The sequence below is a fragment of the Acetomicrobium hydrogeniformans ATCC BAA-1850 genome (assembly GCF_000160455.2).
In the GTDB taxonomy this organism is placed as follows: Bacteria; Synergistota; Synergistia; order Synergistales; family Acetomicrobiaceae; genus Acetomicrobium; species Acetomicrobium thermoterrenum.
In genome coordinates this window covers 35,400-61,955 of the sequence record NZ_ACJX03000001.1, presented here as the reverse complement: position 1 = coordinate 61,955, position 26,556 = coordinate 35,400, and the positions used below count along the sequence as shown (strand labels likewise).

At 45.3% G+C, this 26,556-nt stretch carries 35 protein-coding genes; 19 read left to right on the top strand and 16 right to left on the bottom strand.

The features are described 5' to 3' along the window. Positions 1-47 precede the first annotated feature (47 nt). From HMPREF1705_RS00390 to HMPREF1705_RS00380, 3 genes are all read left to right on the top strand, one after another. Complete coding sequence (locus HMPREF1705_RS00390) at positions 48-560, top strand: Wzz/FepE/Etk N-terminal domain-containing protein (RefSeq protein ID WP_131725245.1); 513 nt, start codon at positions 48-50, stop codon at positions 558-560. A 16-nt stretch (positions 561-576) separates the two neighbouring features. Then, a complete protein-coding gene (locus HMPREF1705_RS00385) occupies positions 577-1,035 on the top strand; it encodes a GNVR domain-containing protein (protein WP_165588952.1) in 459 nt (152 codons plus the stop codon). Positions 1,036-1,172: 137 nt separating this feature from the next. Beyond that, positions 1,173-2,030, top strand: coding sequence for an REP-associated tyrosine transposase (locus HMPREF1705_RS00380; RefSeq protein WP_009200704.1), 858 nt, complete (start codon positions 1,173-1,175; stop codon positions 2,028-2,030). Between the two features lie 429 nt (positions 2,031-2,459). On the opposite strand, the gene HMPREF1705_RS00370 is transcribed toward HMPREF1705_RS00380, so the two are convergent. The 4 genes from HMPREF1705_RS00370 to HMPREF1705_RS00355 all read right to left on the bottom strand — a co-directional run bounded on the left by HMPREF1705_RS00370 (position 2,460) and on the right by HMPREF1705_RS00355 (position 4,133). After that, positions 2,460-2,927 (bottom strand): ribonuclease toxin HepT-like protein, encoded by a 468-nt coding sequence (locus HMPREF1705_RS00370; RefSeq protein ID WP_009200706.1) that lies wholly within the window; start codon positions 2,925-2,927, stop codon positions 2,460-2,462. Beyond that, a complete protein-coding gene (locus HMPREF1705_RS00365; protein WP_009200707.1) occupies positions 2,920-3,282 on the bottom strand; it encodes a nucleotidyltransferase family protein in 363 nt (120 codons plus the stop codon). The genes HMPREF1705_RS00370 and HMPREF1705_RS00365 overlap by 8 nt, the downstream gene beginning before the upstream one ends. Positions 3,283-3,411: 129 nt before the next feature. Next, a complete protein-coding gene (locus HMPREF1705_RS00360) occupies positions 3,412-3,858 on the bottom strand; it encodes a putative toxin-antitoxin system toxin component, PIN family (protein WP_009200708.1) in 447 nt (148 codons plus the stop codon). Beyond that, positions 3,858-4,133: a type II toxin-antitoxin system Phd/YefM family antitoxin gene (locus HMPREF1705_RS00355; protein WP_009200709.1), complete on the bottom strand. Its 276-nt coding sequence runs from the start codon at positions 4,131-4,133 to the stop codon at positions 3,858-3,860. Before HMPREF1705_RS00355 ends, HMPREF1705_RS00360 begins: the two co-directional genes overlap by 1 nt. 406 nt (positions 4,134-4,539) lie before the next feature. Between HMPREF1705_RS00355 and HMPREF1705_RS00350 the strand changes: the two genes are divergently transcribed. Beyond that, positions 4,540-5,358, top strand: coding sequence for a ZIP family metal transporter (locus HMPREF1705_RS00350; RefSeq protein WP_009200710.1), 819 nt, complete (start codon positions 4,540-4,542; stop codon positions 5,356-5,358). Between the two features lie 94 nt (positions 5,359-5,452). Then, complete coding sequence (locus HMPREF1705_RS00345; protein ID WP_040347877.1) at positions 5,453-6,256, top strand: carbon-nitrogen family hydrolase; 804 nt, start codon at positions 5,453-5,455, stop codon at positions 6,254-6,256. A gap of 159 nt (positions 6,257-6,415) precedes the next feature. Here HMPREF1705_RS00345 and HMPREF1705_RS00340 read toward each other — a convergent pair whose 3' ends face one another. Together HMPREF1705_RS00340 and arsM are read right to left on the bottom strand one after the other, a co-directional pair. Further along, complete coding sequence (locus HMPREF1705_RS00340; RefSeq protein ID WP_242603586.1) at positions 6,416-6,829, bottom strand: nucleotidyltransferase domain-containing protein; 414 nt, start codon at positions 6,827-6,829, stop codon at positions 6,416-6,418. 228 nt (positions 6,830-7,057) lie between these two features. After that, positions 7,058-7,858, bottom strand: a complete 801-nt coding sequence (gene arsM, locus HMPREF1705_RS00330; protein WP_009200715.1) for an arsenite methyltransferase — start codon at positions 7,856-7,858, stop codon at positions 7,058-7,060. A gap of 192 nt (positions 7,859-8,050) precedes the next feature. Here arsM and HMPREF1705_RS00325 point away from each other — a divergent pair, with 192 nt between their 5' ends. The 3 genes from HMPREF1705_RS00325 to hepT all read left to right on the top strand — a co-directional run bounded on the left by HMPREF1705_RS00325 (position 8,051) and on the right by hepT (position 12,060). Then, entirely contained in the window at positions 8,051-9,295 is a 1,245-nt protein-coding gene (locus HMPREF1705_RS00325; protein WP_111089516.1) for an O-antigen ligase family protein, read from the top strand. A gap of 312 nt (positions 9,296-9,607) precedes the next feature. Beyond that, a complete protein-coding gene (locus HMPREF1705_RS00320) occupies positions 9,608-10,978 on the top strand; it encodes a sugar transferase (protein WP_009200717.1) in 1,371 nt (456 codons plus the stop codon). Positions 10,979-11,166: 188 nt separating this feature from the next. Further along, positions 11,167-12,060 carry a type VII toxin-antitoxin system HepT family RNase toxin gene (hepT, locus tag HMPREF1705_RS00315; protein WP_009200718.1) on the top strand — a complete coding sequence of 298 codons (894 nt, stop codon included), beginning with the start codon at positions 11,167-11,169 and terminating at the stop codon, positions 12,058-12,060. A gap of 172 nt (positions 12,061-12,232) precedes the next feature. Here hepT and HMPREF1705_RS00310 read toward each other — a convergent pair whose 3' ends face one another. Further along, on the bottom strand, positions 12,233-12,490 hold the full coding sequence (locus HMPREF1705_RS00310) for an AbrB/MazE/SpoVT family DNA-binding domain-containing protein (RefSeq protein ID WP_009200720.1): 258 nt from the start codon (positions 12,488-12,490) through the stop codon (positions 12,233-12,235). Between the two features lie 97 nt (positions 12,491-12,587). Here HMPREF1705_RS00310 and HMPREF1705_RS00305 point away from each other — a divergent pair, with 97 nt between their 5' ends. Beyond that, the gene (locus HMPREF1705_RS00305; protein ID WP_009200721.1) at positions 12,588-12,782 is read left to right on the top strand and encodes a DUF2281 domain-containing protein; all 195 of its coding nucleotides are present in this window, start codon (positions 12,588-12,590) and stop codon (positions 12,780-12,782) included. Here HMPREF1705_RS00305 and HMPREF1705_RS11220 read toward each other — a convergent pair. After that, positions 12,745-12,948: a hypothetical protein gene (locus tag HMPREF1705_RS11220; protein ID WP_370739599.1), complete on the bottom strand. Its 204-nt coding sequence runs from the start codon at positions 12,946-12,948 to the stop codon at positions 12,745-12,747. The genes HMPREF1705_RS00305 and HMPREF1705_RS11220 overlap by 38 nt on opposite strands. Before the next feature lie 136 nt (positions 12,949-13,084). On the opposite strand from HMPREF1705_RS11220, the gene HMPREF1705_RS00300 reads away from it, so the two are divergent. The 5 genes from HMPREF1705_RS00300 (at position 13,085) to HMPREF1705_RS00280 (ending at position 16,671) form a co-directional block, all read left to right on the top strand. Beyond that, entirely contained in the window at positions 13,085-14,197 is a 1,113-nt protein-coding gene (locus HMPREF1705_RS00300; protein ID WP_111089618.1) for a DegT/DnrJ/EryC1/StrS family aminotransferase, read from the top strand. A gap of 1 nt (position 14,198) precedes the next feature. Then, on the top strand, positions 14,199-14,879 hold the full coding sequence (locus HMPREF1705_RS00295) for a sugar transferase (protein WP_057940625.1): 681 nt from the start codon (positions 14,199-14,201) through the stop codon (positions 14,877-14,879). Continuing rightward, positions 14,863-15,528, top strand: a complete 666-nt coding sequence (locus HMPREF1705_RS00290; protein WP_057940624.1) for an acetyltransferase — start codon at positions 14,863-14,865, stop codon at positions 15,526-15,528. Before HMPREF1705_RS00295 ends, HMPREF1705_RS00290 begins: the two co-directional genes overlap by 17 nt. A gap of 365 nt (positions 15,529-15,893) precedes the next feature. Then, the gene (locus HMPREF1705_RS00285; RefSeq protein WP_009200727.1) at positions 15,894-16,145 is read left to right on the top strand and encodes a type II toxin-antitoxin system HicA family toxin; all 252 of its coding nucleotides are present in this window, start codon (positions 15,894-15,896) and stop codon (positions 16,143-16,145) included. 58 nt (positions 16,146-16,203) lie between these two features. Then, entirely contained in the window at positions 16,204-16,671 is a 468-nt protein-coding gene (locus HMPREF1705_RS00280) for a toxin-antitoxin system HicB family antitoxin (protein ID WP_057940623.1), read from the top strand. 854 nt (positions 16,672-17,525) lie between these two features. Here the strand turns inward: HMPREF1705_RS00280 and HMPREF1705_RS00275 are convergent. From HMPREF1705_RS00275 to HMPREF1705_RS00240, 8 genes are all read right to left on the bottom strand, one after another. After that, positions 17,526-17,744, bottom strand: a complete 219-nt coding sequence (locus tag HMPREF1705_RS00275) for a DUF433 domain-containing protein (protein WP_009202576.1) — start codon at positions 17,742-17,744, stop codon at positions 17,526-17,528. A 175-nt stretch (positions 17,745-17,919) separates the two neighbouring features. Beyond that, positions 17,920-18,456, bottom strand: a complete 537-nt coding sequence (locus HMPREF1705_RS00270; RefSeq protein WP_057940622.1) for a glycoside hydrolase family 108 protein — start codon at positions 18,454-18,456, stop codon at positions 17,920-17,922. Between the two features lie 126 nt (positions 18,457-18,582). Further along, positions 18,583-18,735 carry a YvrJ family protein gene (locus HMPREF1705_RS10545; RefSeq protein WP_306336302.1) on the bottom strand — a complete coding sequence of 51 codons (153 nt, stop codon included), beginning with the start codon at positions 18,733-18,735 and terminating at the stop codon, positions 18,583-18,585. Between the two features lie 255 nt (positions 18,736-18,990). After that, a complete protein-coding gene (locus HMPREF1705_RS00260; protein ID WP_057940620.1) occupies positions 18,991-19,206 on the bottom strand; it encodes a DUF2922 domain-containing protein in 216 nt (71 codons plus the stop codon). A gap of 36 nt (positions 19,207-19,242) precedes the next feature. After that, positions 19,243-19,458, bottom strand: coding sequence for a DUF1659 domain-containing protein (locus HMPREF1705_RS00255; RefSeq protein WP_057940619.1), 216 nt, complete (start codon positions 19,456-19,458; stop codon positions 19,243-19,245). A 226-nt stretch (positions 19,459-19,684) separates the two neighbouring features. Beyond that, positions 19,685-20,245 carry a hypothetical protein gene (locus HMPREF1705_RS00250; protein ID WP_057940618.1) on the bottom strand — a complete coding sequence of 187 codons (561 nt, stop codon included), beginning with the start codon at positions 20,243-20,245 and terminating at the stop codon, positions 19,685-19,687. Between the two features lie 2 nt (positions 20,246-20,247). Next, on the bottom strand, positions 20,248-21,195 hold the full coding sequence (locus tag HMPREF1705_RS00245) for a helix-turn-helix domain-containing protein (RefSeq protein ID WP_057940617.1): 948 nt from the start codon (positions 21,193-21,195) through the stop codon (positions 20,248-20,250). Between the two features lie 105 nt (positions 21,196-21,300). Further along, positions 21,301-21,603, bottom strand: coding sequence for a helix-turn-helix domain-containing protein (locus tag HMPREF1705_RS00240; protein ID WP_009200744.1), 303 nt, complete (start codon positions 21,601-21,603; stop codon positions 21,301-21,303). 300 nt (positions 21,604-21,903) lie between these two features. On the opposite strand from HMPREF1705_RS00240, the gene HMPREF1705_RS00235 reads away from it, so the two are divergent. The 5 genes from HMPREF1705_RS00235 to HMPREF1705_RS00215 all read left to right on the top strand — a co-directional run bounded on the left by HMPREF1705_RS00235 (position 21,904) and on the right by HMPREF1705_RS00215 (position 26,534). Further along, positions 21,904-22,461, top strand: a complete 558-nt coding sequence (locus HMPREF1705_RS00235; protein ID WP_242603486.1) for a winged helix-turn-helix domain-containing protein — start codon at positions 21,904-21,906, stop codon at positions 22,459-22,461. Between the two features lie 69 nt (positions 22,462-22,530). Further along, positions 22,531-23,853 carry a nucleotide sugar dehydrogenase gene (locus tag HMPREF1705_RS00230; RefSeq protein WP_040348984.1) on the top strand — a complete coding sequence of 441 codons (1,323 nt, stop codon included), beginning with the start codon at positions 22,531-22,533 and terminating at the stop codon, positions 23,851-23,853. A gap of 36 nt (positions 23,854-23,889) precedes the next feature. Then, a complete protein-coding gene (locus HMPREF1705_RS00225; protein WP_057941001.1) occupies positions 23,890-24,837 on the top strand; it encodes a Gfo/Idh/MocA family protein in 948 nt (315 codons plus the stop codon). Then, positions 24,834-25,415: an acyltransferase gene (locus HMPREF1705_RS00220; RefSeq protein ID WP_009202462.1), complete on the top strand. Its 582-nt coding sequence runs from the start codon at positions 24,834-24,836 to the stop codon at positions 25,413-25,415. Before HMPREF1705_RS00225 ends, HMPREF1705_RS00220 begins: the two co-directional genes overlap by 4 nt. Before the next feature lie 9 nt (positions 25,416-25,424). Beyond that, positions 25,425-26,534 carry a DegT/DnrJ/EryC1/StrS family aminotransferase gene (locus HMPREF1705_RS00215; protein ID WP_057940615.1) on the top strand — a complete coding sequence of 370 codons (1,110 nt, stop codon included), beginning with the start codon at positions 25,425-25,427 and terminating at the stop codon, positions 26,532-26,534. Positions 26,535-26,556 lie beyond the last annotated feature (22 nt).

The following is a 26,556-nucleotide window of genomic DNA, read 5'->3' as shown; positions in this document are numbered from 1 at the left end:
TATAGACATTGATTTTATATATAAAGCGGAATATTGAGGTGAAGGGAATGGATAATGAATTAAACGAGCATCATGAGCGCGAGCCCTACTATGAGGACGAAATTGACCTTTATCAACTTATACAGGTCCTTTTGAAGAGAAAAAAGCTTATCGTAGGCGTGTTTTTGGTGGTTGTAATTGTTACGATTGCGGCTTCATACATTATGAAACCGGTTTACAGGGTTTCGGCGGTAGTGGCTCCGGGACAGATCTACGAACAAGAACCTGTGCGCGATGCTTTAATTTGGCGTGAGAAGGCGATAGATACGCCAGAAAACATCGAAAGGCTCATTTCGCAAAACCCTTTTCATTATGAAATATTAACTCAGTTGACCTGGGATTACCAAGATCCGCAGAACCAATTTGATATCAAAACTAATGTTCAAGAAAGAACTAATTATATATTTGTTAATATCGATTCTTCAGAACCGGAGAGGGCAAAAGAATATTTTTCCATTTTTCTCGATAAAGTACAAAATTTTTATTTACATAAAGCAGCCGTAAATGCTACATTTTATTAAACAGCGAGATGCAGTGTTGGCTAAAGAACATAATCCAACCGATTCTATGTCACTATTACTGTATTCAAATACAATTCAGGAAAATTTAACCCAAATCGATCGACTTAATCTGACATTGGAAGACAACTACATTCTAAAACAACAATTACAGCAGGAAATAAAAGACTTAGAAATGCAATTGGCAAATTTAGATCTTCAATTAGCCGATATTGATGTTAGATTAGCAAATTTAGATATAAAGTCCAAAAATCTAGATCTTCAAGATAATAAATTGGCTATAAAGCAAAAGGATTTAGAGGCGCAAAAAGCAAATATATCTGGTCTAAGAATCGTCCAGGAACCGACCATCGACCCCCAGCGTGTTTCTCCAAAACGCACGCTCATGGTCGCCGTAGCGGGTGTTCTTGGGCTTTTCGTCGGAATATTCGCGGCCTTTGCTATAGAATTTTGGCAAAGTCATAAGGTTTCGGCCTGAATAAACAATGGCGGGGTCAGGTCTTTATTTTTGAATACTTCCTTTACTCAGCGCCAGAATAAATTCGTAACACACAATGATCAACTTTCGTAGTGTTCATGTATGTACAAAAGTAAAATATGTAGTATATTTGATACATGGCACGACCATTGAGGGTTCAATTCGAGGGGGCAATATATCACATTACCTGTCGCGGAAACGCGAGAAACGACGTTTTCCTCGACGCCAAGGATCGCACGATGTTTTTGGGTATGCTTGGCAAGACCATCGAGCGATACAATTGGCTATGTCATGCTTACTGTTTAATGGATAACCATTACCACCTTTTAATTGAAACACCGGACGCTAACATTTCAAAGGGGATGCATTACCTCAATTGTGTGTATACGATATATTTTAATCGCAATCACGATCGAGTTGGTCATGTACTGCAGGGCAGGTATAAGTCTATACTGGTCGAGCGTGAAAGTCATTTGCTTGAGTTGACTCGGTATATTGTGCTGAATCCCGTGAGGGCGGGATTCGTAAAGCGACCAGAGGAGTGGCCATGGAGTAGCTACAGGGCGACAGCGGGGATTGAAAGCGCTCCACCCTTTTTGTATACTAGCTGGTTGCTGGATCAATTTGACAAAAACAGCGAGCGGGCAAGACAGCTATATCGGGCTTTCGTGGCAAATGATGGCAAAACAGGCCCGTGGGAAGAACTCAAAGGCGGGGTAGTGCTTGGCAGCGAAAATTTTCTTGATGCTGTGAAGCCTTTGTTAGACAACTACCAACAGGATAACGAGTATCCGATCTATCAAAGAAAGGCAGCACGTCCAACTTTGAAGGAGCTGTTTGCCAATATTAAGATTGATGATAAGCGTGAGCGAAACGGCAAAATTTATGAGGCAGTCCGCGTACACGGTTACACGCAAACCGAAGTTGCAAGGTTTTTAGGCCTTCATTATTCCACCGTTAGTGTAATCTTAAAACAAGAGGACAGCAATTCCTAAACTTGAGCCTGCCCGTGGGGGTCAGGTCTTTATTTTTGATTTTCTTCATTGTTTGTTATTCCTTTGATTTAACAAATACTAATTTTAAGCACATAAAACTTGAATATGCAGCGGTCATATTTGATATAGTTTTCGTTAACGATATTGTATGCCCACCCCTGGGGCAAATGTATTTCCCAAGGTAAACCTACGAGATATGTTGTATGTTTGAAAAATTTCAGTCCATACATCAAAAATGACCACGCTGGTTACAATTACTCTTTTTGTAATTATCACCATGATGCCAACACATAGCTGCGATAGATATAAGTACGTTAAATTGTATTTTCAAGATTAAAGACCTGACCCCAAGGACACACTCCAGGCAGATATATCCGAACAGACAATATTTGAATCCTAGCCCTGTGGGGGCTACTTTAAAGGGGGGCTTTATGTAATTGAATCCAAAAAAGATTCAAATTTAGCTACCTGTTCTTCCAATTCGCAAATAATATCATCCAATCTTTCAACTAAAGGCTGGCATTTATCCCATTTTAGCTCAAAACCGTATATATTCCGAAAAAGATGGCGAAAACGAAGGTATTCTTCGAGATCATTTTCTAATTTTTCGTCAATTACTCGAGGTCGGATCCCTTCTATTGGAATTGTCATCCTTTTGAGCAGTTGAATATGCCAACCTTCGCCTGCAGGTAAGTCTTGGTCTATCTTTATTGCAATTTGGCTAAAGATTTTTTCGACTCCAGTATAGAAGTCATGAAGCAAGCTGCCGACCGCACGCGTTCTTGCGATTGACCCCTCTTTTGTTGCTGTAAGTATGTCGTCTAATTCTTTGGCTAATCTTTTGAGGTTGCGTAATTCATGGTCGATATCCGCTTTTAGCGCAGCAAATCTAGTCATCAATAATTACCCCTTCTTTTAATATTCGACTCAAAAAAACAGGGTCGACATCTTCTAGAGGAATCAAATCCAACTCCAAGCCGGCGGGCAGTTCACGCCAAAGTTCGGCAAGAGCCTTAAAATAGAGGTGCGACGGAAGCTCTTCGACTGCGAGGTCAATATCGGATCTTTCGTGAAAATCCTCAGGATTGGCAAGAGAGCCGATCAGATAGACTCTGCGGACCCTGTATTTGTCGTAAAGTATGTGCGCACATTTGCGCGCAACAATATAGGCTTCACGCATTCGTTTGCATCTGCTTTTTCTTTCGATCTCGAGCCTCTCAGTCCAACCTGCAGTAAATGCATCTGTATCCATTTTGATGTCTCCCTTAAGCTTCTTTCTTTAAAGACATTATAGCAATTATATTAACAATCATGACAATGCGATGTCATGCCAGGTCTGCTTAAGTCCTGTGGTGCAGGCGTGCCCGTGAGGGCCTACCGTTCATTTAGTGGTTTTATAATGGTAGACCCGAAGTTGCAAAGTGGTTATTAATTCTTTTGCTGTTACGATCTTAATATCTTTGTATTCCTTCAATTTCAACAGATGATGGTCTCCAGAAACGATGAACTTGCATTCGCCGGCTAAGGCACATTCTATGAAGATATTATCTTTAGGATCGTCTTCGATCAAGCAGATTTTTTCTTTCGGGTCTACCAATACTACATGCTCAAAGGATAGCATCATGTGAATTAGATTTAGCCTTTCTTCTGTAGTGCCCAGGGCCGAAAATTTATCTCTCACCATGACCTCGCAGTATTCTTGAATGATCTCACTGCTCACTGTAGGCTCAAAGTTCTTGGCAATCCAACTGTCGATTACATTGGCCGGATAACTTTCCCTGCTTATGAAACCTGAAAGTAGCACATTCGTATCTACTACAATGCGCATCACGAATTCCTTGTTTTTTCGATCTCTTCCTCTACATCTGCCTCGGTCAGTCCGGCCTTTGAGGCTCTGTCTCTGAATTTGTTGACCAATAGGGAAACTTCAAGCCGCCTTGCTTTTTCGGTCAGTTCTTTTAATTCCCTGTATTTTGAATAACTGAGCAAAACACCCTTTAACTTTGACCTTGATGAAATGACGAAGGTTTCGCCCTTTTCTGCCTCATCCAAATATTTGCCCAACTTTGGCCTTAATTCGTTTACGCCTATTACTTTTTCCATTATTAGCACCTCCGTCGACTGCCAAATAAGGTAATCTTCAGCCTATATTATAACATGCTTGTTAACATGGATGTTAACATTATTGTTTATTGTTTTCACAATATTTCCTTCAGGCATTCGATGCACTGCGGATAATTTCCCCCTATCGACGGCTTGTGACCTCTATGAAATTGGTCATTATTCCATGGTCTCGTTCTTAGATCAAACGCCTGTGTTTTATCACGTTGAAGGGGAAAATACAGTTTGTTATGTTCAACGGAACAATTTGAAAAGGATGGCCCCCTTAAACACATTAAACAAATGCTGTCCGCGTTCTGCTTTAACTAAACCTTTTTTAAATTGGCTGGCCATGGTATATTTGTAACGTCAAACGAAACAGACTCTTCGAGAATGGGGGAGGATACCTGTGAACCTGGCTCAGGCTTTTATCAACTTAAACCCTATTGTGCAGGCGTTATTGGCGACGCTTTTTACCTGGGGTGTTACGGCCCTTGGTGCTTCGGCGGTCTTTTTGACCAAAGAGGTGAGCAAAAAGCTGCTTGACAGCATGCTTGCCTTTGCCGGGGGCGTCATGATAGCGGCAAGCTACTGGTCTCTGCTTGCGCCCGCCATCGAGATGTCCGAAGGAAAGCCCATTCCCTCGTGGATTCCGCCTGCCGTGGGGTTTTTGGCCGGCGGAGTCTTCATGAGGGCCATCGACATGGTCCTTCCCCACCTTCACATAGGGTTGGAAAGGACCGATGCCGAGGGAATCCCAACATCGTGGCGGCGCAGCACCTTACTAGTGCTAGCCATAACGCTACATAACATCCCCGAAGGCCTCGCCGTTGGCGTCGCCTTTGGCGCGCTCGCGTACGGGCTGCCCACGGCATCGCTGGCCGGAGCCGTATCTTTGGCGTTGGGCATCGGCCTTCAGAATTTCCCTGAAGGATTTGCCGTATCCATGCCCTTGCGCCGCGAGGGCGTTTCCCCCAGAAAATGCTTTATGATGGGTCAAATGTCGGCGATGGTCGAACCCATCGCAGGCGTCATAGGCGCCTGGGCCGTCATGATCGCCCAGCCCATACTTCCCTACGCGCTTGCCTTTGCAGCAGGAGCGATGATATTCGTGGTGGTCGAAGAGGTCATCCCCGAAGCACAGCGTAGCGGTGAAACCAACATCACCACTATGGCCGCGATGCTCGGGTTTACCGTGATGATGATTTTGGATGTGGCGCTGGGATAGACGTTAAAATAAAGTTTTATTTACGGTAAATGCTATAGGTTAAGTGAAGAATTACGAAGTCCAAATTTTGCCAGATAAAAGCGAGGGGGAAACTATGCTTCGAGTAGGAGTATTGCAACTTGACGTTCAAGTGGGTAATAGAGAAGCAAACTTCATACGCGTAAAAGAATGGATAGAAAGGTCATGGGTTCCATCTGAATTGCCGACAGCGATCGTACTTCCAGAACTTTGGGATACCGGTTATGCCTTGGAAAAAGCTAACATGCTTGCCTCAGTTGAAGGAAACGAGACCGCCTCTTTTTTGGGAGAATTAGCAAGGAAATACGGCGTTTGGTTCATCGGTGGTTCCACCTTGGCCAAAACAGAAAGAGGCGTTACGAACAGAGCTCAGGTAATAGATCCGCAAGGCAAGTTGATTGCCTTTTATGATAAAGTGCATTTGTTCCCATTGATGGAAGAAGACAAATATCTTGCGGTGGGAGATAGGGATTGCATATTCGACTGGGAAGGCGTAAGTGCAGGATGTGTAATATGCTACGACCTGCGCTTCTGCGAATGGATGAGATGTTATGCCTTAAAGGGGGTGAAACTCCTTTTCATAAGTGCCGAATGGCCATCTGCACGGGCCAAGCATTGGGAAATACTGCTTAAAGCGAGGGCCATAGAAAATCAAGTATTCGTTATATCATGTAATAGGTGCGGAATCACGACGGAAAATACCTTTGATGGGAGGTCACTGGTCGTCGATCCGTGGGGTGAAGTTTTGTTAGATGCTGGGAGCAAAGAAGGTTTATATTTCGTCGACATTGATCCAGACAAAGTTCTTGAAGCAAGAACAAAAGTTCCAGTATTTAAAGATAGGGTACCAGCTCTTTACGATTATATCACTATGATTTGACTGTATTATTAAAGTCTTTCTTTTAATTATGCATATTTTAATTACTCATATGATTGAGGGCCTACCATTACAAAAACCACTAAATAAGCGGTAGACTCCAAGGGGTTTGCTAGTAATAGGCTATCTTTCTTCTGACCCGTTCCGTATCGAGAGTCATCATTATGCACCCACTATTTCCTTTAGATATTTGATGTAACGCGGATAATTTTCACTGTATCGACGGCTTATCATCTCCATGAAATCGGTCACCACCTCATGGTCCGGCTCGTGAATTAACCGCCCCTTTCTGATGACGTTAAAGGCGAAGATGCAGTCCGTTATGTTTAAGGGGACCACCTGGAAGGGGTGCCCATCGATGGGGTCAAGGCCTGTCTCTACGGCAAGGGCTATGTCTAAATAATATTTGTCCGGCTTGCCGTAAAGCGGTTTTATGACCAGGCCGATATCTATATCGCTGTCGGGTCGGCACAACCCAAGGGCAGAACCAAAGAGGTAAACTCCGGCAATTTCTTTCATATTTCCTAATGTCGTAAAAACGGCATTTTTTATGAGGTTCTCATCGATGCGAACCATGCTTCTCAATTTGCTTTTCTCCCCTTTTGATCTTTTAATTCCATGTTTTTATTATACATGCAAGTGGCAGTCGAGTAGGTCATCCCCGAAGCACGGCGCAGCGGTGAAACCAACGTCACCAGCAGGCTATTATGCTCGGGGTTGCCATAATGATGGTCTTGGATGTGGCGCTGGGGTAAAAAAAATCGGGGGAGATACATCCCGATCTCCCCTTATGTCAAGCCCTGCTTATTTAACGGCCTTTATCACGGCGCTGCCGAAGGCCCCGTCGAGCAGGTCGAAATCGGCAGAATCGATCTTTGCCTCGTCTCCGAGCATGGATTTTATCACGTCTTTGGTATACACGTGTTCCAGGGAAATCGTGATGTCCTTAAAGCCGACGTGGGCGAGCGTTTTGTTCAATTCGTCGACGGGCATGGAGCCGGCTATGCATGACACCCAAAGATCCGTAATTTGTCTGACGCGGTCGGGCACCTCCTTTAAAGTAACTATGTCTGCTATGGACAGGTGGCCGCCCTTCTTTATGACCCTGTAAATTTCCCTGAAGACCTTCTCCTTGTCCTCCGACAGGTTCACGACGCAGTTTGAAATGACCACGTCGACGGATTCATCGGGCAGGGGGATATCTTCGATGTAGCCTTTAATAAACTCCACGTTCGTAAGGCCCGCCTTTTTCCTGTTTTCCTCGGCTAGGGCAAGCATGTCGTCCGTCATGTCAAGGCCGTAAACCTTTCCGCTGTCTCCGACGATCTTTGCTGCCAAAAATGCGTCGATACCGCCGCCGCTTCCCAAATCGAGCACCACGTCGCCTTCCTTTAGATCGGCAAATACCAGCGGATTGGCACACCCCTGAGAGGCCATCAAGGCTTCCTCGGGCAGACCCTCAAGAAACTCTTCGCCGTAAATGAGCGGTGCGTTTGCGATGGGCCCGCAGCATGAGCCGCTGCAACAGCAGGAATTTCCCTCTTTTGCGTTTTTGGCTATCTCTCCGTAAAAATGTCTTATCTGCTTTTTTATGTCTTCACTCACAGTAACAACCTCCCGATCTTTGGGTTACTGTTTTATTATACAGGGTTTAAATAAAGGTGTGTCGCTCAAATTTTCTATAGGCGCTATGGACTTTTCTTTTGTGATATGTGATAAAATATTTTGGCCCTTTATGCCCTGTTTCTTTATGTGCTTAAGTGATACTAATTATCTGACATAATGGAGGATGAAACGATGAATGAATCCCTTGCTAAAACCGCCTCGTGGCCAATGTCTTTAATTGCTTTTGGGTTTTACTTTTCCCTCTTTTTCGATCCTTGGGGTCCCATTCCCAGGTATTTTGGTTGGCTTTTATGCATCATCGGGATAGTCGGTCTGTTTATCCTTCAAAGCTCGGAGCTACGAAGGCCTGTTTTGGACCCTGCGGTTAAAATCATTATATATATAATGATAATATGGTCTGTTTTTACCACGCTGCTTAACTTTTACGGATGGTACCATTTTGGCAAGGGGGTATCAAACCCTTTGGAGGCCGTCTTTGGCTTATGGTTGACGGCGTCCGTCGTGGCTAAAGAAGGTACAGGGCGTTTTCAAAAGGTGTGGTGGGCTTCAAGCGTCCTGATATTTGCAGCATATATTTTGCAGGCTGGCAAGGTGTTTGATATCACCGTTATTTCAAATATAAATACCGTTGGTTTGTATGCCATAGTGGCTCTTCCTATGTCACTTAACTTTGCAGTTCGAAGATACGACAGCAGGCTGCTAAACGTCATTTCTTTTTTGACGGTTGTCCTTAATTTAACAGTGCTCTTTCTAAGTTTCAGCTCCGGTCCCTGGCTGGTAGGCGGGATAGAGATCTTGCTTTTCTTGATAATAGCCCGCCCAGGGAAATACGGTTTATTTAAGGGGTTATTGATTCCCCTTTTAATTACGGTTCTCCTGGCGGGGCTGTTTGCCTTCAATCAGCCGGATTATTTAGGCCGCTTTAAACGAGAGATATCTCAATTACTTTCTTTCTCGGGGGATTTATCTGAATTTACAAATAGACGCTGGGACATATGGGAGCAAACTGTGCATCTGATCTCTGAAAAACCCTTCACGGGGTGGGGGTGGATCAGATACCAGACATTATATTTGATGAATGAATTAAAACCGATATCGGGATCAGCCATTCCCCTTGAGCCCCATAACATGTACCTTCAGCTGCTGACTTATGGAGGTTTTCCGCTTCTTATCGTCGTCATGGGCTTGATGCTTCGCTGTGCATGGCTTGCCTGGAGAAAACTTAAAGGCTGCAAAGGCGAAAATAAGTATCTTTACGCGGCAGTCCTTACCACAATCATAGCTATCATGATTTATAGCATGGCAGGGAGTATATTTGCCGCCAGACAAAAGATCGGCTTTCTTTTCTGGGCCTTGTGTGGCATCGCTGCAGCACTGCCGGAAAGGGGCAAAGGTAGCGTTCAAGATGATGCGTGATGAGGTGGTCTATAGCAGCATCAGATAATATGTAAGAAAAGGGATTGTGCCAAAAAGACAACTGAAAAGCAAGGTAGCATCACTGTAGGCAGTAGGTAGATTTGTCACGAGATTTATGGGCAATAGTTTGCAGAGACAAGTTAAACGAGTCATGCAAAGGTTGAAACAAGACTTTCTGTGTGATATATAATCTCGATTATATATGGTATATATGGGTAAATGCTATAATTGCAATTGTAAATTGTGTTCCTTGTTGGTGCATTCTGTGGGGTTAAGAATGGCACCTTCGCTTTTTAAGCGGGAGGAAGTCAAATGCGTATTTCGAGGCCGAAAAGTGATGGGAGTTTTCTCAAGATATTTGAATTCATCCTCTACGTTCTCATAGCAGTAGGAGGGTTATATTTATCTTATTTTATTAGGTTCGGAAGCCATCCGCCTTTAATTAACTTAATCCCCTTTTACCAAAACATTCCTTACATAGTGCTGACGTCGGCAGTCATATTTTACATTTTTAACATTACATCAACTGCTAAAAAATCATTGTATGAGAACGTAATCATAATCGTGGCTTCATTATTTTTGATAGATACTCTTACCTTGGCAATCATGTTTTTAAGCAGAGGCTTCAGCTTTCCCAGGAGCATTTTCATAATCGGTTTTATAACACAATGTGTGTTCATTTTAATTACAAAGATTTTAATCCTGAGCATTATAAAACGCACTAAAAAACAACAAAAAATATTGATTATTGCCCCCGGTGAAAACTCTAACTTACTTGCTGATAGTTTCACTAGAGACACTGGAGAAAATCACATAGAATATGCCCTCGGCTCAGTGAATAATAACACATATTATTTAATAGATTATGTTGATAAAGTTTATGTAGATTCCAATATCCCTTACAACGACAAGCTCGACTTGATTAAATATTGTTCCGTGAAGGATAAGGTAATATATATAGTGCCTGGACTTTTAGAGATAGCAATGATGAACTCGAAAACGAAAAACCATGGCGACGTTTTGCTTCTCAAGGTAGAACCGCTGGGTCTTTCATTTGAGCAAAGAGTGATGAAAAGGGTTATGGACGTGGTTTTGTCTGCCATAGGATTGATTTTAACCTCTCCGCTTTTTTTAATCATTGCCTTGATGATAAAGCTTGAAGACAGAGGCCCCGTATTCTACAGGCAGAAAAGGATCACTGAAAACAACAGGATATTTGAGATTTATAAGTTCCGGACCATGGTAGTTGATGCGGAAAAATACACCGGCCCCGTGCTTGCCATGGAGAACGATCCTAGGATATTAAAAGTTGGCAGGTTTTTGAGGGCCACAAGGCTTGACGAGCTTCCACAGCTTATAAACGTATTGAAGGGAGAAATGAGCATAGTGGGACCCAGGCCCGAAAGGCCTCATTTTGTCGAGCAATTCAACGAGGAGATTGAGGAGTTCAAGTACAGAGTCCTCGTGAAGGCAGGAATAACCGGCCTTGCCCAGATCCTTGGCAGGTACACAACTAAACCGGATAATAAAGCAAAGTATGACCTCCTTTACATTAGAAACTACTCCTTGCTTTTAGATATCCGCATAATGATTAACACACTAAAGATCCTCTTCTGTAAGGATAAATCGGCTGGCGTAAGAGATGAAGATAAGGGAATCAAACTACCTGGGGTCAGATCTTGAATCTTGAATTTTAAGCTAATTTTTTGAAATGCAAAAAATAAGTTCTTTAGAGTACCGATATTCAAGTTTGAAGGTGCTGATACAATAAGGCTCCGTCGGATCTCATGCCTGTTTTACACTATCGACGTAGACCAAGACACCAGCACGAAGGTTGCTCGGCGATCATAATTTAAAAAGGAGTTAAACAAATGCGCTTGAGCGAGAGACCGCTTGATTTTGATTTCATATTAAAACAGCTTCAAAGGGCCCCGGAGGCGCTAATGCCCTACAGGAAAGAGGTTGCAGCCCTGCTTTTGTTCGGTTCTGCGAGTCGAGATGAGGTCACGCCTTTGAGCGATATCGACCTGGCAGTTTTGTACCGTGAAGGTTTAAGCGAATGGGAAATGTTTAAGATTCATTCAAATCTTTACCTCGATCTCTCTCGGCTGATGCACACTGATGACTTCGACTTAGTAAATCTAAATGTTGCACCGTTAACCCTACAATTTAGCGCAATAGAAGATAAGGTCATCCTGGTCCTTTACGATCCCCAAACCTTGATCGATTTTCAGGCTAAGGTTTTGGGCGCTTACCTAGACTTTTATCCGATTCTGCGGGAGTATTACAAGAGACTCATAGGTGCTTCGGAGGAGCCTTCAATGGATATTAAATTAATGAACCAAATTGAATTGTTACAGGAATACATAAGTCGCCTTGAAAAGATTCGACAAAAGCCTATAGAAGAATATCTAAAAGATAAAACTTTGCAGGCAGCGACGGAACGTTACTTACAAATCGCAATCGAGACGTGTATAAACATAGGCAATCGTTTGCTTTCGTTGCATCAGTTTAAGGGCAATTTTAAGGCACCAAAGACCTATGCAGATATCTTCAAAACACTTGCCTCGCTAAACGTCATCCCTAAAGATTTTGCCGACAAACTGGCTCGTATGTGCGCAATGCGCAACATCCTCGTCCATGTATATTGGGAAGTTGATAGCAAGCTAGTTTACCGCACAATCCATTATGAATTGGACGATTTCGGCAAATTTCTTTCGTATGTAATGGCCTTTCTCAATAAGTTGGAGGAACAGAAAGGCTGATCCTTTCGATTGCGGGGCCTACCGTTCATTTAGTGGTTTTATAATGGTAGACCCCCAAAATATTTTTACTAACTTATGATCTGCAAATATATTCTCCATCATTTCATTCATTTGCGGATTAGGAAACAAAAGCAACGATACGAGCACGTTTGTATCCAACATAATTCTCATGCTATTTTTCCTTTCTTTCGCGGCGAAGTTCTTTTATCATGGAGACTACGTCGTTCTCGTCTTTTAATCCAACGCGTTGTGCCTCACCGGCAAAAGCGGCCTGTGCCTTCCTTAGGGCCTCCATCGATGCATTAAGAATGTATACCTTTCCTGCTTCCTCGACAAATAAGATCTTGTCACCCTCCTTGACCCCCAATTTGCGGCGTATATCGATAGGAATGGTAACCTGTCCCTTTGAGGTGATCTTTGCGATCTTCATATCTCATCCCCCGATTAAAAAGTGGTCGATAAAATAGATCTGATAAAATTATAATAACAAAATCATGAATCACATAAAATAGAGAAGGTGGAGATAGATGGATAGGAGAGAAAAGCTTATCCGTGAAATGGAGGGTTTAACGGCATCGGACCTTCAGGAGGTTTTAGATTTTGTCCGTTTCTTAAAGACTAAGTCATTAAAGAAACGATCGGAAACGCTCACGTTTAGCGAATCCAGTTTGCGGAAAGATTGGCTCAGGCCTGAGGAAGATGAAGCTTGGCAAGATTTGTAAAAGGTGATGTCGTAGTAGTCCTGTTTCCCTTTTCCGATCTTTCAGATGTTTCTAATTTCAGCTTCTTTCGAAGTTTTCTGACAAGGTCAGTTATGCAATCGATGGATTGACATAAAGAACGCAGTAGAATGATACCAGATGAATCCTTAGGAGGGTATAGCAACACATTCAAAAAGTCCAAATCCAAAGTTATTAAAATTCTTACCTCAGTTTTACAAGGAAGGAAGAAGATAAACCTCAAATCTCTCCAAAATGTTATACTTTTTATAGTAAACTGGCATCATAAAAATGGAGGGATAAATTTGCCGAAAAAGATATGGCTTTCGTCGCCCCACATGAGCGGTGAAGGCTACGAATTGCAATACGTGAAAGAAGCCTTTGACACCAACTGGATCGCCCCCCTGGGGCCAAACGTGGACGCCTTCGAGAAAGAGCTTGCCGCCTGGGTCGGCGCAAAGCACGCAGCGGCGCTTTCTTCAGGGACTGCCGCCATTCACATGGCGTTGAAGGCCGCGGGAGTGGAAAAAGACGACCTAGTTTTTTGCCAGTCCCTCACCTTTTCGGCCACGGCCAACCCAATCGTGTATCAAAACGCGACCCCCGTGTTCATTGACAGCGACTTTAAGACCTGGAACATGGACCCCCAGGCCCTGGAGGACGCCTTCAAGAAGTACCCCAATCCAAAGGCGGTCATACTGACTCATCTTTACGGCTTATCTGCAGACTTAGACCCGATCATTAGGATATGCTGGGATCACAACGTCACATTAATAGAAGACGCCGCCGAAAGCCTGGGCACGAAGTACAAGGGCAAATACACGGGCACCTTTGGCAAATACGGCGTGTTTTCCTTCAACGGCAACAAGATCATCACGACGTCGGGCGGAGGGATGCTCGTCTCAAGTGACGAAGAAAGGATAGCCAAAGTCAGATTTTGGTCCACGCAAGCAAGGGACAAGGCACGACACTACGAACATAGCGAACTTGGCTACAACTACAGGATGAGTAACGTATTGGCAGGCATCGGCCGTGGTCAGCTAAAGGTTTTAGACCGAAGGTTAATCCAAAAAAAGCACATCTTTGAATTTTACAAAGAAAACTTGAGCCACCTTGAAGGACTAGGAATGATGCCCGTAAACGATTGGAACGAGCCCAACTTTTGGCTGAGCTGCATCACCTTGTCGGGCAAAGTCAAGCCTTTAGACATTATTGAGGCCTTGGAGCGGGAAAACATCGAATCGAGGCCCATATGGAAGCCCATGCATATGCAGCCCTTTTACCGGAATTATGACTTTTTGGGAAGCGGCGTATCTCAAAAGATCTTCGAACACGGCTTATGTTTGCCGAGCGACACGAAAATGACGGATGACGACCTAAACAGGGTATGTGAAATTATTAAAGGGGTTTGGAGATGAGATGCCGGGTGAGGCGGAATTAAAGCCACAAAAAGAAAAAAGAGGCCCCTACGGGCGGTATTTCAAACGACCCCTTGATTTTGTGCTCTCGCTAGGGGCCATTATCATATTAAGTCCGATTTTGTTACTCATCGCTTTGCTCGTTAGGATAAAGCTTGGAAGTCCTGTTATATTCAAACAGCAAAGGCCTGGCATGAACGAAAAGATATTTACCCTATATAAGTTTCGTACCATGACTGACGAAAGAGATGAAAAGGGAGAATTGCTGCCCGACGAAATGAGGCTGACAGATTTCGGCAAGTTCTTGCGGGCGTCGTCTTTGGATGAATTGCCTGAGCTTTTTAACATCCTAAAAGGAGATATGTCAATTGTGGGGCCCAGGCCGTTGCTGATAGAATATCTTCCCCTATATAATGCACATCAAAGGCGACGTCACGAAGTAAGGCCGGGGCTAACAGGTTGGGCGCAAGTAAACGGCCGTAACGCCATAAGTTGGGAAGAGAAATTTAACTACGATGTCGAATATGTCGATAACCTCAGCTTTTTTCTGGACGTGAAGATAATTTTTTTGACCATCATGAAGGTTTTACAAAGAGAGGGAATTAACCAAGAGGGCAGGGCGACGATGGAGCCGTTTAGAGGAAGCCAACAGGCAGGTCAATTACATGAAAATAAATTATAATACAAAAAAAAGGCTTTTGATTATTGGCGCAAGCGGTCATGGCAAGGTCGTTGCCGACGTTGCCTTAAAGATGAATAAATGGAAATATATTGCTTTTATGGATCAGGATGAAGCCATCAAGTCTTCGTTAGATATTGATGTAATAGATAGATCAGAAAATGCCTTTAAGTATATAAAAGACTACGATATATTCGTGGCAATTGGCAATAACGCTACGAGAGAAAAGGTATTAGAGGAATTGATGTCATTAGAAGCAAGCGTCCCTGTGTTGATTCATCCTAGTGCTGTTTTGGGCAAGCTGGTGGAGGTCGGGATTGGTACGGTCATCATGGCAGGGGCTGTAATTAACTGCTGTACCAAGATAGGTAAAGGTTGCATAATCAATACCGGAGCAACCATAGATCACGACAATATGATAGGCGATTACGTGCATATCTCACCAGGTGCGCATCTGGCCGGGACTGTAAGCGTTGGAAAGGGTACATGGATAGGTATCGGAAGCGCAGTAATAAACAATATAAGTATTACAGGCAATTGCATCATTGGAGCAGGCGCGGTAGTAACTAGGGACATAATGGAGCCTGGTACATATGTCGGGGTACCGGCAAGGAAAATCAAGGGAAGGAACCCTCGAGGGTCGGATCTTTAATCTTGAATTTTTCGTTGAATCCCTTGAAAAGCAACAAAAGGGTTCTTGAATATACTGAAAGTCAAAATATAATACCGATGTTTTGTAATTTACCAATAACGTAGCAAATCAATTTCTTATCGGTATAGAGAATTTTGGCCATATTCATCATATTTTACACTTCTTAAATTTTTCAATAGTTGCATAATCCTCATTTGCATATAATCATTACCCATACTGCGTAACGCACATAGCGTAACAAGGAAGTAGCGCGCCTTCACGGCAAACAATTTGACAGAGCGCTGAATTAGGATGGACCCGTTTTTTGGTGTATTTACAAAATTAGTGATATCATATACGATATCACTTGAGATGGAGGTATCTTTGTGGATGAAGCTGACAAACTTTTGAACAAGTGGCTATGTTCAACATCAGAAGAACGTTATGATGTCGTTGAAAATTTTCTTTTAAAGGCCGGATTCAAAAAGGTTCACGATAAAGGAAGTCATGCGGTCTTTCAACATCCTTTGATTAAAGAAGCCTTTAAGCAGTTCCCGGGCTACTTTTCAAGGGATTTTCATCCCAGTGGAGACTTGGTCATCGTACGGCATAAAATAAAGTTAAACATTGGTATTTAAGAAATATCTGTAAGGCGTTGAAATACATCCAGGAAATAGAAGGGATGAAGAAGGACAAATGAGACATATTGAGGTGATAGGTTTGAAAAAGGATTTAGAATATTACATGAAGTTAAATTACCCCCTTGAAGTCACGCAAGTTTCTCAAGAGGAAGGGGGAGGATTTATCATAACCATTCCTGCCTTGGGTCGGGCATCGATGAATGCGTATGGCGAAACTTTTGAGGAGGCCTTGGCGCTGCTGAACGAGATAAAACGGGAATCCTTTGCGCGCTGGCTAAATGAGGGGCTGCCTATACCTGAGACTGCAGAAGAAGCGGAAGAAGAGTACAGCGGCCGTTTTGTCCTTCGAATTCCAAAATTTCTGCACCGTATGCTGGCCGAAAGGGCCGAGCGTGAGAACGTAAGCCTTAATAGTTTAATTAATACATTGCTTACGCTTGCGCTGTCCGAGTCCAATGCAGTGGATAAAGTAAAAGACATAATTAAGGCTGCTTTCGAGGATTACTTTCGCGAGGCCATCTAAACTAGCAGCGAAAACCTCGAGGGTCGCGAAAACCTCGAGGGTCGGATCTTTAATCTTGAATTATAGTTTAATAGCTCCGTCGCCGACGAATCCAAGCTTGACGTAGGAGCCGAAGCCGTGCTTGACGCTATCTCCAAAGACGAGGTATTTAAAATATTAAGGTCTACTGATGTGTAACCGTGCCGTTGCCTTTAAATTTTAAAAGCGCCCCACTGAAGCTGCCTTCAATAGGCGCTGATTTTGGCAACAAACGTTATTTGGTTAGATTAAATATTTACATATAATAATCGAGTGACAATTCTAGGTAATTAGGTTAAAATAATAGCAGACGGAGGTGTGGCTCAAGGTCGGTCATTCTGTAACAGGAATTGACCCGACCTCAAAATGCCGCCTCCGTCTTTTTATATAAACCCATCGGTGTCAGTCAGCCAAAAATTTATCCTTGAGATCATCGGATCCTGAGATATCGCGTGTTTGATTACTAAAGTATATTTCAAGATTAAAGATATTTCAAGATTAAAGATATTTCAAGATTAAAGATCCGACCCCAAATATATTTATAAAATTGAGCGGACAAAAAATAACCCCCTTTGGATTTAGCGTTGAGGGCTTTCCTCAACATCCGCCGGGGGAGAAAACCTTATTCGCACAGGCCTCAGCCTGCAATGATTAGTTTAGCATTGTTTTCTCTCATGTCAAGCGCTGATTTTTTTATAATCGTTGAAGATGCCCTTGATATTAGATTGTACCAAATCATCATAATGCATTCCATATACTTTTACTTGAAAGATATTATACTATACGCATTAAAAATGTCCACTCAATTTGCTGCCATGTAATTTCAAGCCGTCATTTCAAGGGTCTATCATTATGAAGGAGTTGGCAAAACGGATACAAGCAAGGATATCCTCCTTGGTCAAACAGGGATAATAATTTTTTATAATTTCATCTGGTGTAACTCCATCGCCCAAAAGTTCCAAAACCAGATGAACCGGGATTCTAGTGTCCTCGATAACCGGTTTTCCAAAACATATTTCAGGATCGACGACGATCCGATCCGCTACTTTAACCAATCTCGATCACCTCAATCCAAGGTCTACCGCTTGCTTGGCGACCTCATGATACCCTTTACTTTTAGGTAACTTTATTATAACTTAAAGCGGGGCCTACCGCTTATATATTGTTCATATAAAACGGCAGGCCCCAAAGCCAACAAGTGCGGCTAAATAAATTTCTTCATAACATTTATCATCCCACAGCGCAGCTCCAAAGTTGGGCTAGGCGGTTGAGCCAGCCGTGCAGGAAGACCCGCCTGTCGGGGTTTCGGGCGACGATGTCGTTGTAGTATTTCGTGCGCCGCCAAAGCAGGGTGGATAAAATTTTGGTCTTGGGTAGCGCATGCTCCCAGGCAGCCTGCATGGTCTTTTGTCCAAAGATGCCGTCTACGGCCAGGTTTTCTCCAAGCATATTAAGCGCCTCCTGCAGGAACTTCACGCCCTGCCTTACTCCGCAGTTGACGCACCCGTCGAATAGGGCTAAATCGACGGGGCGGGGGATGTGGTCGCACCCTGCGGGCTTCCAGTAAAATTTTTCGTATATCGCCAGCGCCTGCTCTTTTGTAAGGTTTATTACGTCTTCGGGAAGCCCGGCGTCTTTTAGCCTCGCTCGTGCCGAGGCGAGGGTGGCGGCAGTGATGCCAAACTTTGTCCTGCCGCCGGGGTCTTTCGGGTTGTCTACGAACCCTCCTTCGACCTTCAAAATATAATCTGCAACGCTTCCTCTCATGAGATCTCCTTTCGTTATATTAATCTATATTTATGCGCCGTCATCGGCGCTTGCATTTTTCAATTACGGTCAAAAAACTTGCAAAAACGCCTCGAAAGTCTGCAAAATTTCAAATTAGACCTGCAATTACACCTTGCCGAAGTATTTTGCCACGCCCTTTTCGAGGTTGTTTATCGCTATTGCCAGCTCGTCGAGACGCTTTTCCATGCGGATCAGCAGATAAGCCGCCACCGCGATGGAAAAGGTCGTCTGAAGAGTGGACGTCATAAATTCCTCCAAAATTTTCCCTCCCTTCGCTTAAATTACAGGAGCTTAAAGCCCTTGCGGGCGCCTCCTCCCAGGAAGCCCCGGCTTTTCCCATGTCTGCCTCACATTATGTAAGGCCCGCAAAGACCCGCTCGTAAACTGCAAACACACTTCACTTTGCCGGTAAACCCCCCCGGCTTGAACTTTTACCTTAAAAGGGAGCCCTAAAAAACCCCTTATTTTTCCGTCAAAAGGCCACCTTTGAGGGCAGCCTTTAAACATCTATATTTACACCAGCTGAGTAGTGTCGGTCTCTATGAGCTCGGCCTTTACGATCCCCGTTGGGGGAATGCCGAATATGCTGTTGTCAACTATTGTCTGCATGACCGACTCAACATCCTCAGGAAGCAGCCCTTCCTTTACGTCCGACAAAGACAAAGTCCACGGCCCGTCTTCCGTCTCAAAGGTCATCCTAAGCCTTCTGGTCATTTTCGGCTCCAACATGTATCACCTCCTTTTCGTCATAATTTGTTAAATCGCCTAACCGACCCTATCGGTATCGACCTTCTGCGCTTCCACCAGATTGTAGGGCAAAAGCCCGGCGATCGCCTGCGCCACCGTCAACACGTCGGTAGCGTCGGCGGAGTAATCAACGCCTGCGATGGATTTGCTCTTTAGCTTTGGCTTTCCCCATTCGTCTGCTCCTACCTGAAGCCTCAGGGTCAGACGGCTTGCTATCGGTTGATAAGCTGCCATATCTTTGCCTCCTTTCTTTTCGTGATGTATCTACTATAAAGGAGGCCCTGCAATTTCACAATACGCATAGCTAAAGGAATATTATAAATTTTTTAGGCCATCTAAGTCGCCAAAGAGCCGAACGCCTGAAACACCAAAGTCCTCCAGCAAGATCAAACACATCGCTCCAACGGAGCAGTCAAAAGCTTCATGCAACATATTCGACCCGCCGACGCACAGGCGAAACCTAAAGGACCCTGCGAAGCCCCCGCGCCTGTCCTGCCGGCACCTCGAGCGTCATCCTTGCGATGTCCTCGGGCCCGGCCTTGTAGGGCAGCCCTCTGTTTCCCATTAAATAGGGCTTTACGTCGTCGGGGTCGATGTTTATCTTGAGGGCAAAGACATACCAGTAGATAAAATCCTTCATCGGCCATCTTTTCTTTTCCCCGACGGCCCAGGCGACGTGCGCCCAGCCGCCCATCCGCTCGATGGCGTAGTGGATGCGGTAGTCGGCGAATTTAACGGGTCCCTCGGCACCCGTCTTTCGGATAGCCTCCAAAACGTCGCACCAGGCCATCGTCGCCTGATCTTCATGCGTGCCGTAGAGGGCCTTGAACACCTCGGCAGGAGCCGGGAAAAAGCTCCCCCAGCGAATGTGCCTTCTGACGCCCTCGGCAAAGCTTTCAAGGGATAATCCCCTGCAGGCCTCGAAGAAAAGCTCCGCCCGCTTTTTTGACAACCTGGTCCCGTAAAGCTCGGCAACCTCCTTAAGTAAGCCGAAAAAGCCCTCGAAATCCCTGCTTTCCATGGCTAGGCCGCCTCCCTCGATTTTATATTGGATTTTATATTGAAAATCAGATCACGAACGTATTTTTGATCTTCCTCCGTCAAGTCTGCGACCTTCATTCTTTGTTCCACGATCTGCTCCCAAGTTCCGCCCCTTTCAAAGAAGCCTTCCTTTACCTTTCGGATGTTTTGTGCAAGCAATATCCAGAAGACGCCCGGCCTCCAGTTGGCGTCGTTATCCCCCAACAAAAAGGGGCTTTCAGCGATGCCGTCGAAGTAGTCGTCCCACCCCTGGGCGGTATAAAGCTCGTTATGCACTAAGGCGGCAACCCTCATCCACATACAGTTTGCTTCGTCTAGTGTGGGAGGATTTTGGTCGGGAAAGTGCCGCTTAAAGGACTCGACCACTTCTTCATAGGGAGGATGCTTCATCTCCCGCTCTAGGGGGGCCGTATTTTGATTTTTATAAAAAAGAGGTGAAGGGGGTTCGCTGGCTCTTCCCGGATAGAGGGCAGGCTTCCGGGAGTCCTGGGGTTTTTCTGCGACTGCATGGCACTGCGGAAGTTCCCCTGAATCTTGTTCTTTAGATCTAGTTATATTAGATATAGTTATGTGGCCGTTCTGCGACCCGGGGTGGGTTTTTTGGAGACCCCCCTCTGCGCCTGTGGAGACCCGGGTGCGGTTTTCTCGCGGCAGGAGGGTGTATAGATTGCTTCGCTGTTTGCCGTCGAGCACCCTGCAGTCCACCCTTAGGTAATTTAAACTTTTTAGGTTGTCCAGCGATTTGCGAAGGCGGGAGCGGGCGCATCCCACCAGGGCGGCGAGAGTGTTTAAGCTGGGGAAGCACTTTCCCTCTCTGTCGGCAAATTTGCAAAGCGCCACGTAGGTCATCTTGTCAAAGACGTCTAGATTTTTATCGGTGATTACACAGAAGTCTACCATCACAAAAGCGCCATTTTTAGATGAGCTCATTAGAAATACCTCCATATTTGTGATTTAACGTTTAATTTTCAAAAAAAGTAGCGTGAGATGTTCCTCACGCTACCTAAAACCGCCGGGCCACGCCCGGACCATTCTTTAGGACTTTTCGCCCTCCTTGCCTTTCTTCTTTTCGTCACCCTCCTTTTTGTCTTTTTTCGATTTCATATCTTTGGATGAAAACTTATCGAATATGTCGCTGATGCTTATGTCATACTTCAACACGCGGCACAACCTGAGCATAAGAGCAAGAGAAGGAATCCGAAGCCCGTTTTCGATACGGGAAAGCTGGCCTTGAGAAATATGAGCATAGCGACATACATCGGCCTGGGCAAGGTTAAGCTCCTTTCGCCTTCGCCTCACCAAATCACCGATGACCTCGCTCAGAATTTCGAACTCCATGAGCCCACCTCCTTTCCGATTATTTTGTCCTCCCGATTGGACTTTTAATTGTGCTAATGCGCACAAGAAAAATATTTAACACAGGTTGGACAAAAATGCAACCCCAAATTGAAATATAAATTACATAATTCCTTCCAGGAATATTTAGTTATTACATAAATAATAAGTCTTATTAATATTCAACCATTAGCGTAAAAAACAAAAAAAGAAAAAAAGTACCAAGGGAGGGAATTTAAAGATCACCACTTGACAGGCGAATTTCCGAGTAGTATTTTTACTCATAAATAACTATGTGTGCAGGTGAATTCATTGGCCATAAAGCTAGATTCTTTGATAACCTCCCAGACGAGGGTAAAGCTTCTTTTAAAGTTTTTCTTAAACCCCGAAAGCAGGTCGTACCTTCGAGAGCTTGCAGAGGAGTTCGGCGAATCGACCAATTCCGTGCGGGTAGAGTTAAATAGGCTCACTGAAGCAGGGCTTTTAAATTCCTTCGACGAGGGCAGGACAAAAGTTTATCGGGCAAACACCAACCACCCCTTATTTCCTGAAATACACAGCATGGTTCGTAAATTCACAGGGATTGACCAGCTGATCCCTCAAGTATTGTCGAAGCTTGGCGACATACATTCGGCCTACATCGTGGGCGACTACGCAAGGGGGATGGATTCGGGTATAATTGACCTCGTCTTAGTAGGCAAAGTTGACAAAGCTTACCTGCAAAATTTAATAGACAAGGTCGAGCCCATGCTTCACCGAAAAATACGCTACCTGTCTTTAGGCGAAGACGAGCTTGAAAGGTACAAAGCTGCCCTTAAACTGGAAGAGGCAATAGAGCTGTGGAGCGGTAGGGGTGAGTGAGGGCAGGGTGAGAAATTTAAGATTAAAGATGTGACCCTAAATTGGAAATTGGAAGGAGAAGCAAAACTTATGTCAACATTGTACGAAAAGATCACTACGAAATCTGCGAAAGTCGGCGTAATCGGGCTTGGATATGTGGGCCTTCCTCTGGCGGTGGAAAAGGCAAAGGCGGGCTTTCGCGTATTGGGCTTTGACATCCAGCGCGAAAAGGTGGACAAAATAAACCGCGGCGAAAACTACATAGGTGACGTTGTCCCCGAAGACCTGGCGACTTTGACCAAAAACGGGCACCTTTCGGCCACGGACGACTTTTCCCGCATCGGCGAATGCGACGTCGTGGCGATATGCGTTCCTACACCTCTGGACAACTTCAAACAGCCCGACTTAAGCTACGTAGTAAATACGGCTGATACTCTGTCTTCATTCATGCACGAAGACATGCTCGTCGTCCTAGAATCTACGACCTATCCCGGCACCACAGAAGAGGTGCTTCTTCCCATCCTTTCAAAAGGCGGCTTAAAGGTAGGCCAAGACTTTTACCTTGCCTATTCGCCCGAGCGCGTGGACCCCGGCAACTTGCTTTATAAGACCAAAAACACGCCAAAGGTGGTAGGTGGATGCACGCCCCAGTGTCTTAAACATGCCAAGGCCTTATACGAGGCAGTCTTACAAGCTCCCGTATTTGCCGTATCTTCTCCAAAGGAAGCCGAGATGGCAAAGATACTTGAAAACACCTTTCGCATTGTAAACTGTGCACTGGCAAACGAGATGGCCGTCGTGTGCAGGAAGCTTGGCATAAATATCTGGGAAGTCATAGAGGCTGCTTCGACCAAGCCCTTTGGCTTCATGCCCTTTTATCCAGGCCCGGGCGTGGGTGGCCACTGCATCCCCATAGATCCCTTTTACCTGACCTACAAGGCAAGGTCTGTCGACTATCACACGAGGCTCATAGAACTGGCAGGCGAGATAAACGACTACATGCCCGAATACGTGACCGCGAGGCTGCAGGACCTGCTTAACGACGAAAGAAAACCCCTAAGGGGAAGCAAGGTCATACTTTTAGGCATCGCCTACAAGGGCGACATGGACGACGTGCGCGAATCGCCCGCGCTGAAGGTGTGGGACCAGCTCGAAGCCAAAGGAGCAGACGTCACTTACTTTGATCCCTACTGCAGGTCGGTAAAACGCAAAGGCAAAGCTTACGAGTCGTGCTCCTTAGACGAAGATATGCTAAAAAAAGCCGACGCCGTCGTCGTAACTTGCGCTCACACCAAGGGCGTGGATTACAATTTGGTATTAGAAGCTTCACCGCTGATACTTGACACGAAAAACATAATTTCAAAAGTCACCGGCGTTGACATTAAAAGCTGCCCGAAGCTTCATCTGCTTTAAACTTTTACGCTAAAGGAGATACCGAAATTGCAGGACATGGTTAAAGTTGCAGTCATTGGCGCAGGAAACTGGGGCAAAAATTTAGTTAAAAACTTTTACGAACTCGGCTCGCTTTCTGCCGTCGTAGACGAGGACGAAGGCCGCCTAAACAAAGTAGGCAAAGACTATAAAGGTGTGCATTTGCTTACCAGTTTAAACGACCTATGGAAGATGGCCATACCCGCGGTCGCAATAGCTACGCCAGCGCCTACCCACTACGAAATAACAAAAACAGCCCTTACAAAGGGCAGGGACGTATTCGTCGAAAAGCCCTTTACATTAAACGCAAGTCAGGCAGAAGAGCTTGTAACGCTGGCCAAATCTTCAGGCCGCATAATCATGGTGGGCCATCTCCTTCTTTACCAGCCCGCCATAAGGTGGATCAAAGACTGCATCCTAAAAAATACCTTGGGAAAGTTGTATTTCCTTCATCAGGAGAGGTTAAACCTGGGGCGTGCAAGGAGGGGCGAAAACGCCCTCTGGAGCCTTGGCGTCCACGACGTGGCCGTATTTTTAGACCTTGTCGGAAGAAACCCCCAAAGAGTCGAAGTAGTGGGCCAGCCCGTTTTGCAGAAAGACGTCGAAGACGACGTATACCTTCACCTTGCCTTTTCCGGCGGCGTAGCGGCACACCTTCACGCCTCGTGGCTTTGGCCGGGAAAATACCGCAGATTAACTGCCGTATTTGAACGGGGCATGCTCGTCTACGATGAAATTGCCCAGACGGTGACGCTTCATAAAAAATACATAAATTCAAAATTAGAAAACATGGACGAAGGCCAGCAAGTCGTATTTAAAGGAAACAGCGAACCTTTGAAGCTTGAGCTCAAACATTTCATAGAGTGCTGTCAAAGCAGGCAAAGGCCCTACTCTGATGGTGAAAGCGCCGTTGGGGTAGTCAAAATTTTAGAAGAAGCAAGCAATAAGCTGGGGGTGAAGATGTGAGCGATTACTTTGTGCACGAATCTTCTTACGTAGACGACGGAGCGCGCATCGGAGAGGGCACCAAGATATGGCATTTCTGCCACATAAGCGGCGACTGCGAGATAGGCTCTCACTGCTCGATCGGGCAAAATGTCTACGTGGCAAAAAACGTGAAGATAGGAAGTCACGTGAAGATACAAAACAACGTCTCGGTATACGAGGGCGTCATCCTTGAAGATTACGTCTTTTGCGGCCCGAGCATGGTCTTTACCAATGTAAGGACTCCTCGCTGTGCCTACCCACGAAACACAAGCGAAGATTACGTAAAGACATTGGTAAAAAGAAACGCCTCCATAGGCGCAAACGCCACGATAGTCTGCGGTGTAACGATAGGCGAATGGGCCTTTGTTGCCGCCGGTGCCGTCGTCACCAAAGACGTGCCGCCTTACGCGCTGGTAGCGGGCGTGCCCGCAAGGATAATTGGCTGGGCCTGCGAGTGCGGAGTTCCGCTGCGCTTTGCCGACGCACATGCCTTATGCCCTGAATGCCTGAAGGAATACCGCAAGGAAAACGAAGCGTGCATAGTTCGAATTAAATGAGGTGAAGACATGAGCGAGCTTAAGATTCCCATTTTGGACCTAAAGAGTGAGATAAACGAGCACTTAGACGAATACATGAAGGCTATAGAGGAAGTCCTGAGATCCGCCCAGTTCATCATGGGACCAAACGTAAAGGCCTTCGAGGAAGAAGTCGCCCGTTACCTTGGCGTCAAACACACCATCGGCGTAAACTCGGGCACCGACGCATTGGTTATTGCCCTTAGGGCTGCAGGGATAGGTGAGAATGACGAAGTCATAACGACGCCCTTTACCTTTTTTGCCACGGCCGAGTCCATCACGGCTTTGGGTGCGACGCCCGTGTTCGTGGACATAGACGAACGCACCTTTAACATCAATCCCGACCTCATAAAGCAGGCCATAACGAAGCGCACCAAAGCGATACTTCCCGTACACCTTTATGGTCAGGCTGCAGACATGGACCCCATCATGGAGTTGGCTGACGCCTACGGCCTAAAGGTCATAGAAGACACCGCCCAGGCCTTTGGCGGCGACTACAAAAGCCGAAAGCTTGGAACCATAGGCCACGTGGGCTGTTTTTCCTTCTTTCCCTCAAAGACCCTCGGAGGCTTTGGCGACGGTGGCCTTATAGCAACAAACGACGACGAAGTGGCAGAGACGGCCAAGATGCTTCGAGTCCACGGCTCGAAGAAAAAGTACTACAACGAAACGGTCGGCTACAACTCTCGCTTGGACGAAATACAAGCCGCGATACTACGGGTGAAGATGTCCCGCATAGACGAAGCAAACGAGGCCAGGAGAAAGGCCGCGCACAGGTATAACGATTTACTAAAGGATATCCCTGGAATAATAACTCCCTTCGAAGACGCACGATCAAAACACGTCTACCATCAATACACGATTCGCGTCTTGGACGGCAAAAGAGACGAGCTTCAACAAAGCTTGGCTGACCGAGGCATTGGCACGATGGTCTACTACCCGGTACCCGTACACAGGCTCCCTATCTACAAGGAGGGCGCACCCGTGCTACCCGTCGCAGAAAAGTTGAGCGGCGAAGTCTTAAGCCTTCCCATCTGGCCGAATATAGGAGAGGATGTGCAGGGGGAAGTGACGGAGGCTATAAGGGAATTTATGAGGTGAATGATATTAAGACTTGTAAGAC

Excerpts from the sequence above, each read along its gene's own strand:
- HMPREF1705_RS00295 (WP_057940625.1), top strand. The coding sequence starts at position 14,199 with ATGCCGGGTGAGGCGGAATTAAAGCCACAAAAAGAAAAAAGAGGCCCC.
- hepT (WP_009200718.1), top strand. The coding sequence starts at position 11,167 with ATGCGCTTGAGCGAGAGACCGCTTGATTTTGATTTCATATTAAAACAG.
- HMPREF1705_RS00225 (WP_057941001.1), top strand. The coding sequence starts at position 23,890 with ATGGTTAAAGTTGCAGTCATTGGCGCAGGAAACTGGGGCAAAAATTTA.
- HMPREF1705_RS00365 (WP_009200707.1), bottom strand. The coding sequence starts at position 3,282 with ATGGATACAGATGCATTTACTGCAGGTTGGACTGAGAGGCTCGAGATC.
- HMPREF1705_RS00380 (WP_009200704.1), top strand. The coding sequence starts at position 1,173 with ATGGCACGACCATTGAGGGTTCAATTCGAGGGGGCAATATATCACATT.
- HMPREF1705_RS00280 (WP_057940623.1), top strand. The coding sequence starts at position 16,204 with ATGAGACATATTGAGGTGATAGGTTTGAAAAAGGATTTAGAATATTAC.
- HMPREF1705_RS00305 (WP_009200721.1), top strand. The coding sequence starts at position 12,588 with ATGGATAGGAGAGAAAAGCTTATCCGTGAAATGGAGGGTTTAACGGCA.
- HMPREF1705_RS00310 (WP_009200720.1), bottom strand. The coding sequence starts at position 12,490 with ATGAAGATCGCAAAGATCACCTCAAAGGGACAGGTTACCATTCCTATC.
- HMPREF1705_RS00260 (WP_057940620.1), bottom strand. The coding sequence starts at position 19,206 with ATGTTGGAGCCGAAAATGACCAGAAGGCTTAGGATGACCTTTGAGACG.
- HMPREF1705_RS00360 (WP_009200708.1), bottom strand. The coding sequence starts at position 3,858 with ATGCGCATTGTAGTAGATACGAATGTGCTACTTTCAGGTTTCATAAGC.
- HMPREF1705_RS00240 (WP_009200744.1), bottom strand. The coding sequence starts at position 21,603 with ATGGAGTTCGAAATTCTGAGCGAGGTCATCGGTGATTTGGTGAGGCGA.
- HMPREF1705_RS00230 (WP_040348984.1), top strand. The coding sequence starts at position 22,531 with ATGTCAACATTGTACGAAAAGATCACTACGAAATCTGCGAAAGTCGGC.
- HMPREF1705_RS00250 (WP_057940618.1), bottom strand. The coding sequence starts at position 20,245 with ATGGAAAGCAGGGATTTCGAGGGCTTTTTCGGCTTACTTAAGGAGGTT.
- HMPREF1705_RS00320 (WP_009200717.1), top strand. The coding sequence starts at position 9,608 with ATGCGTATTTCGAGGCCGAAAAGTGATGGGAGTTTTCTCAAGATATTT.
- HMPREF1705_RS00345 (WP_040347877.1), top strand. The coding sequence starts at position 5,453 with ATGCTTCGAGTAGGAGTATTGCAACTTGACGTTCAAGTGGGTAATAGA.
- HMPREF1705_RS00290 (WP_057940624.1), top strand. The coding sequence starts at position 14,863 with ATGAAAATAAATTATAATACAAAAAAAAGGCTTTTGATTATTGGCGCA.
- HMPREF1705_RS00370 (WP_009200706.1), bottom strand. The coding sequence starts at position 2,927 with ATGACTAGATTTGCTGCGCTAAAAGCGGATATCGACCATGAATTACGC.
- HMPREF1705_RS00245 (WP_057940617.1), bottom strand. The coding sequence starts at position 21,195 with ATGAGCTCATCTAAAAATGGCGCTTTTGTGATGGTAGACTTCTGTGTA.
- HMPREF1705_RS00255 (WP_057940619.1), bottom strand. The coding sequence starts at position 19,458 with ATGGCAGCTTATCAACCGATAGCAAGCCGTCTGACCCTGAGGCTTCAG.
- HMPREF1705_RS00215 (WP_057940615.1), top strand. The coding sequence starts at position 25,425 with ATGAGCGAGCTTAAGATTCCCATTTTGGACCTAAAGAGTGAGATAAAC.
- HMPREF1705_RS00325 (WP_111089516.1), top strand. The coding sequence starts at position 8,051 with ATGAATGAATCCCTTGCTAAAACCGCCTCGTGGCCAATGTCTTTAATT.
- HMPREF1705_RS00270 (WP_057940622.1), bottom strand. The coding sequence starts at position 18,456 with ATGAGAGGAAGCGTTGCAGATTATATTTTGAAGGTCGAAGGAGGGTTC.
- HMPREF1705_RS00355 (WP_009200709.1), bottom strand. The coding sequence starts at position 4,133 with ATGGAAAAAGTAATAGGCGTAAACGAATTAAGGCCAAAGTTGGGCAAA.
- HMPREF1705_RS00340 (WP_242603586.1), bottom strand. The coding sequence starts at position 6,829 with ATGGTTCGCATCGATGAGAACCTCATAAAAAATGCCGTTTTTACGACA.
- HMPREF1705_RS00390 (WP_131725245.1), top strand. The coding sequence starts at position 48 with ATGGATAATGAATTAAACGAGCATCATGAGCGCGAGCCCTACTATGAG.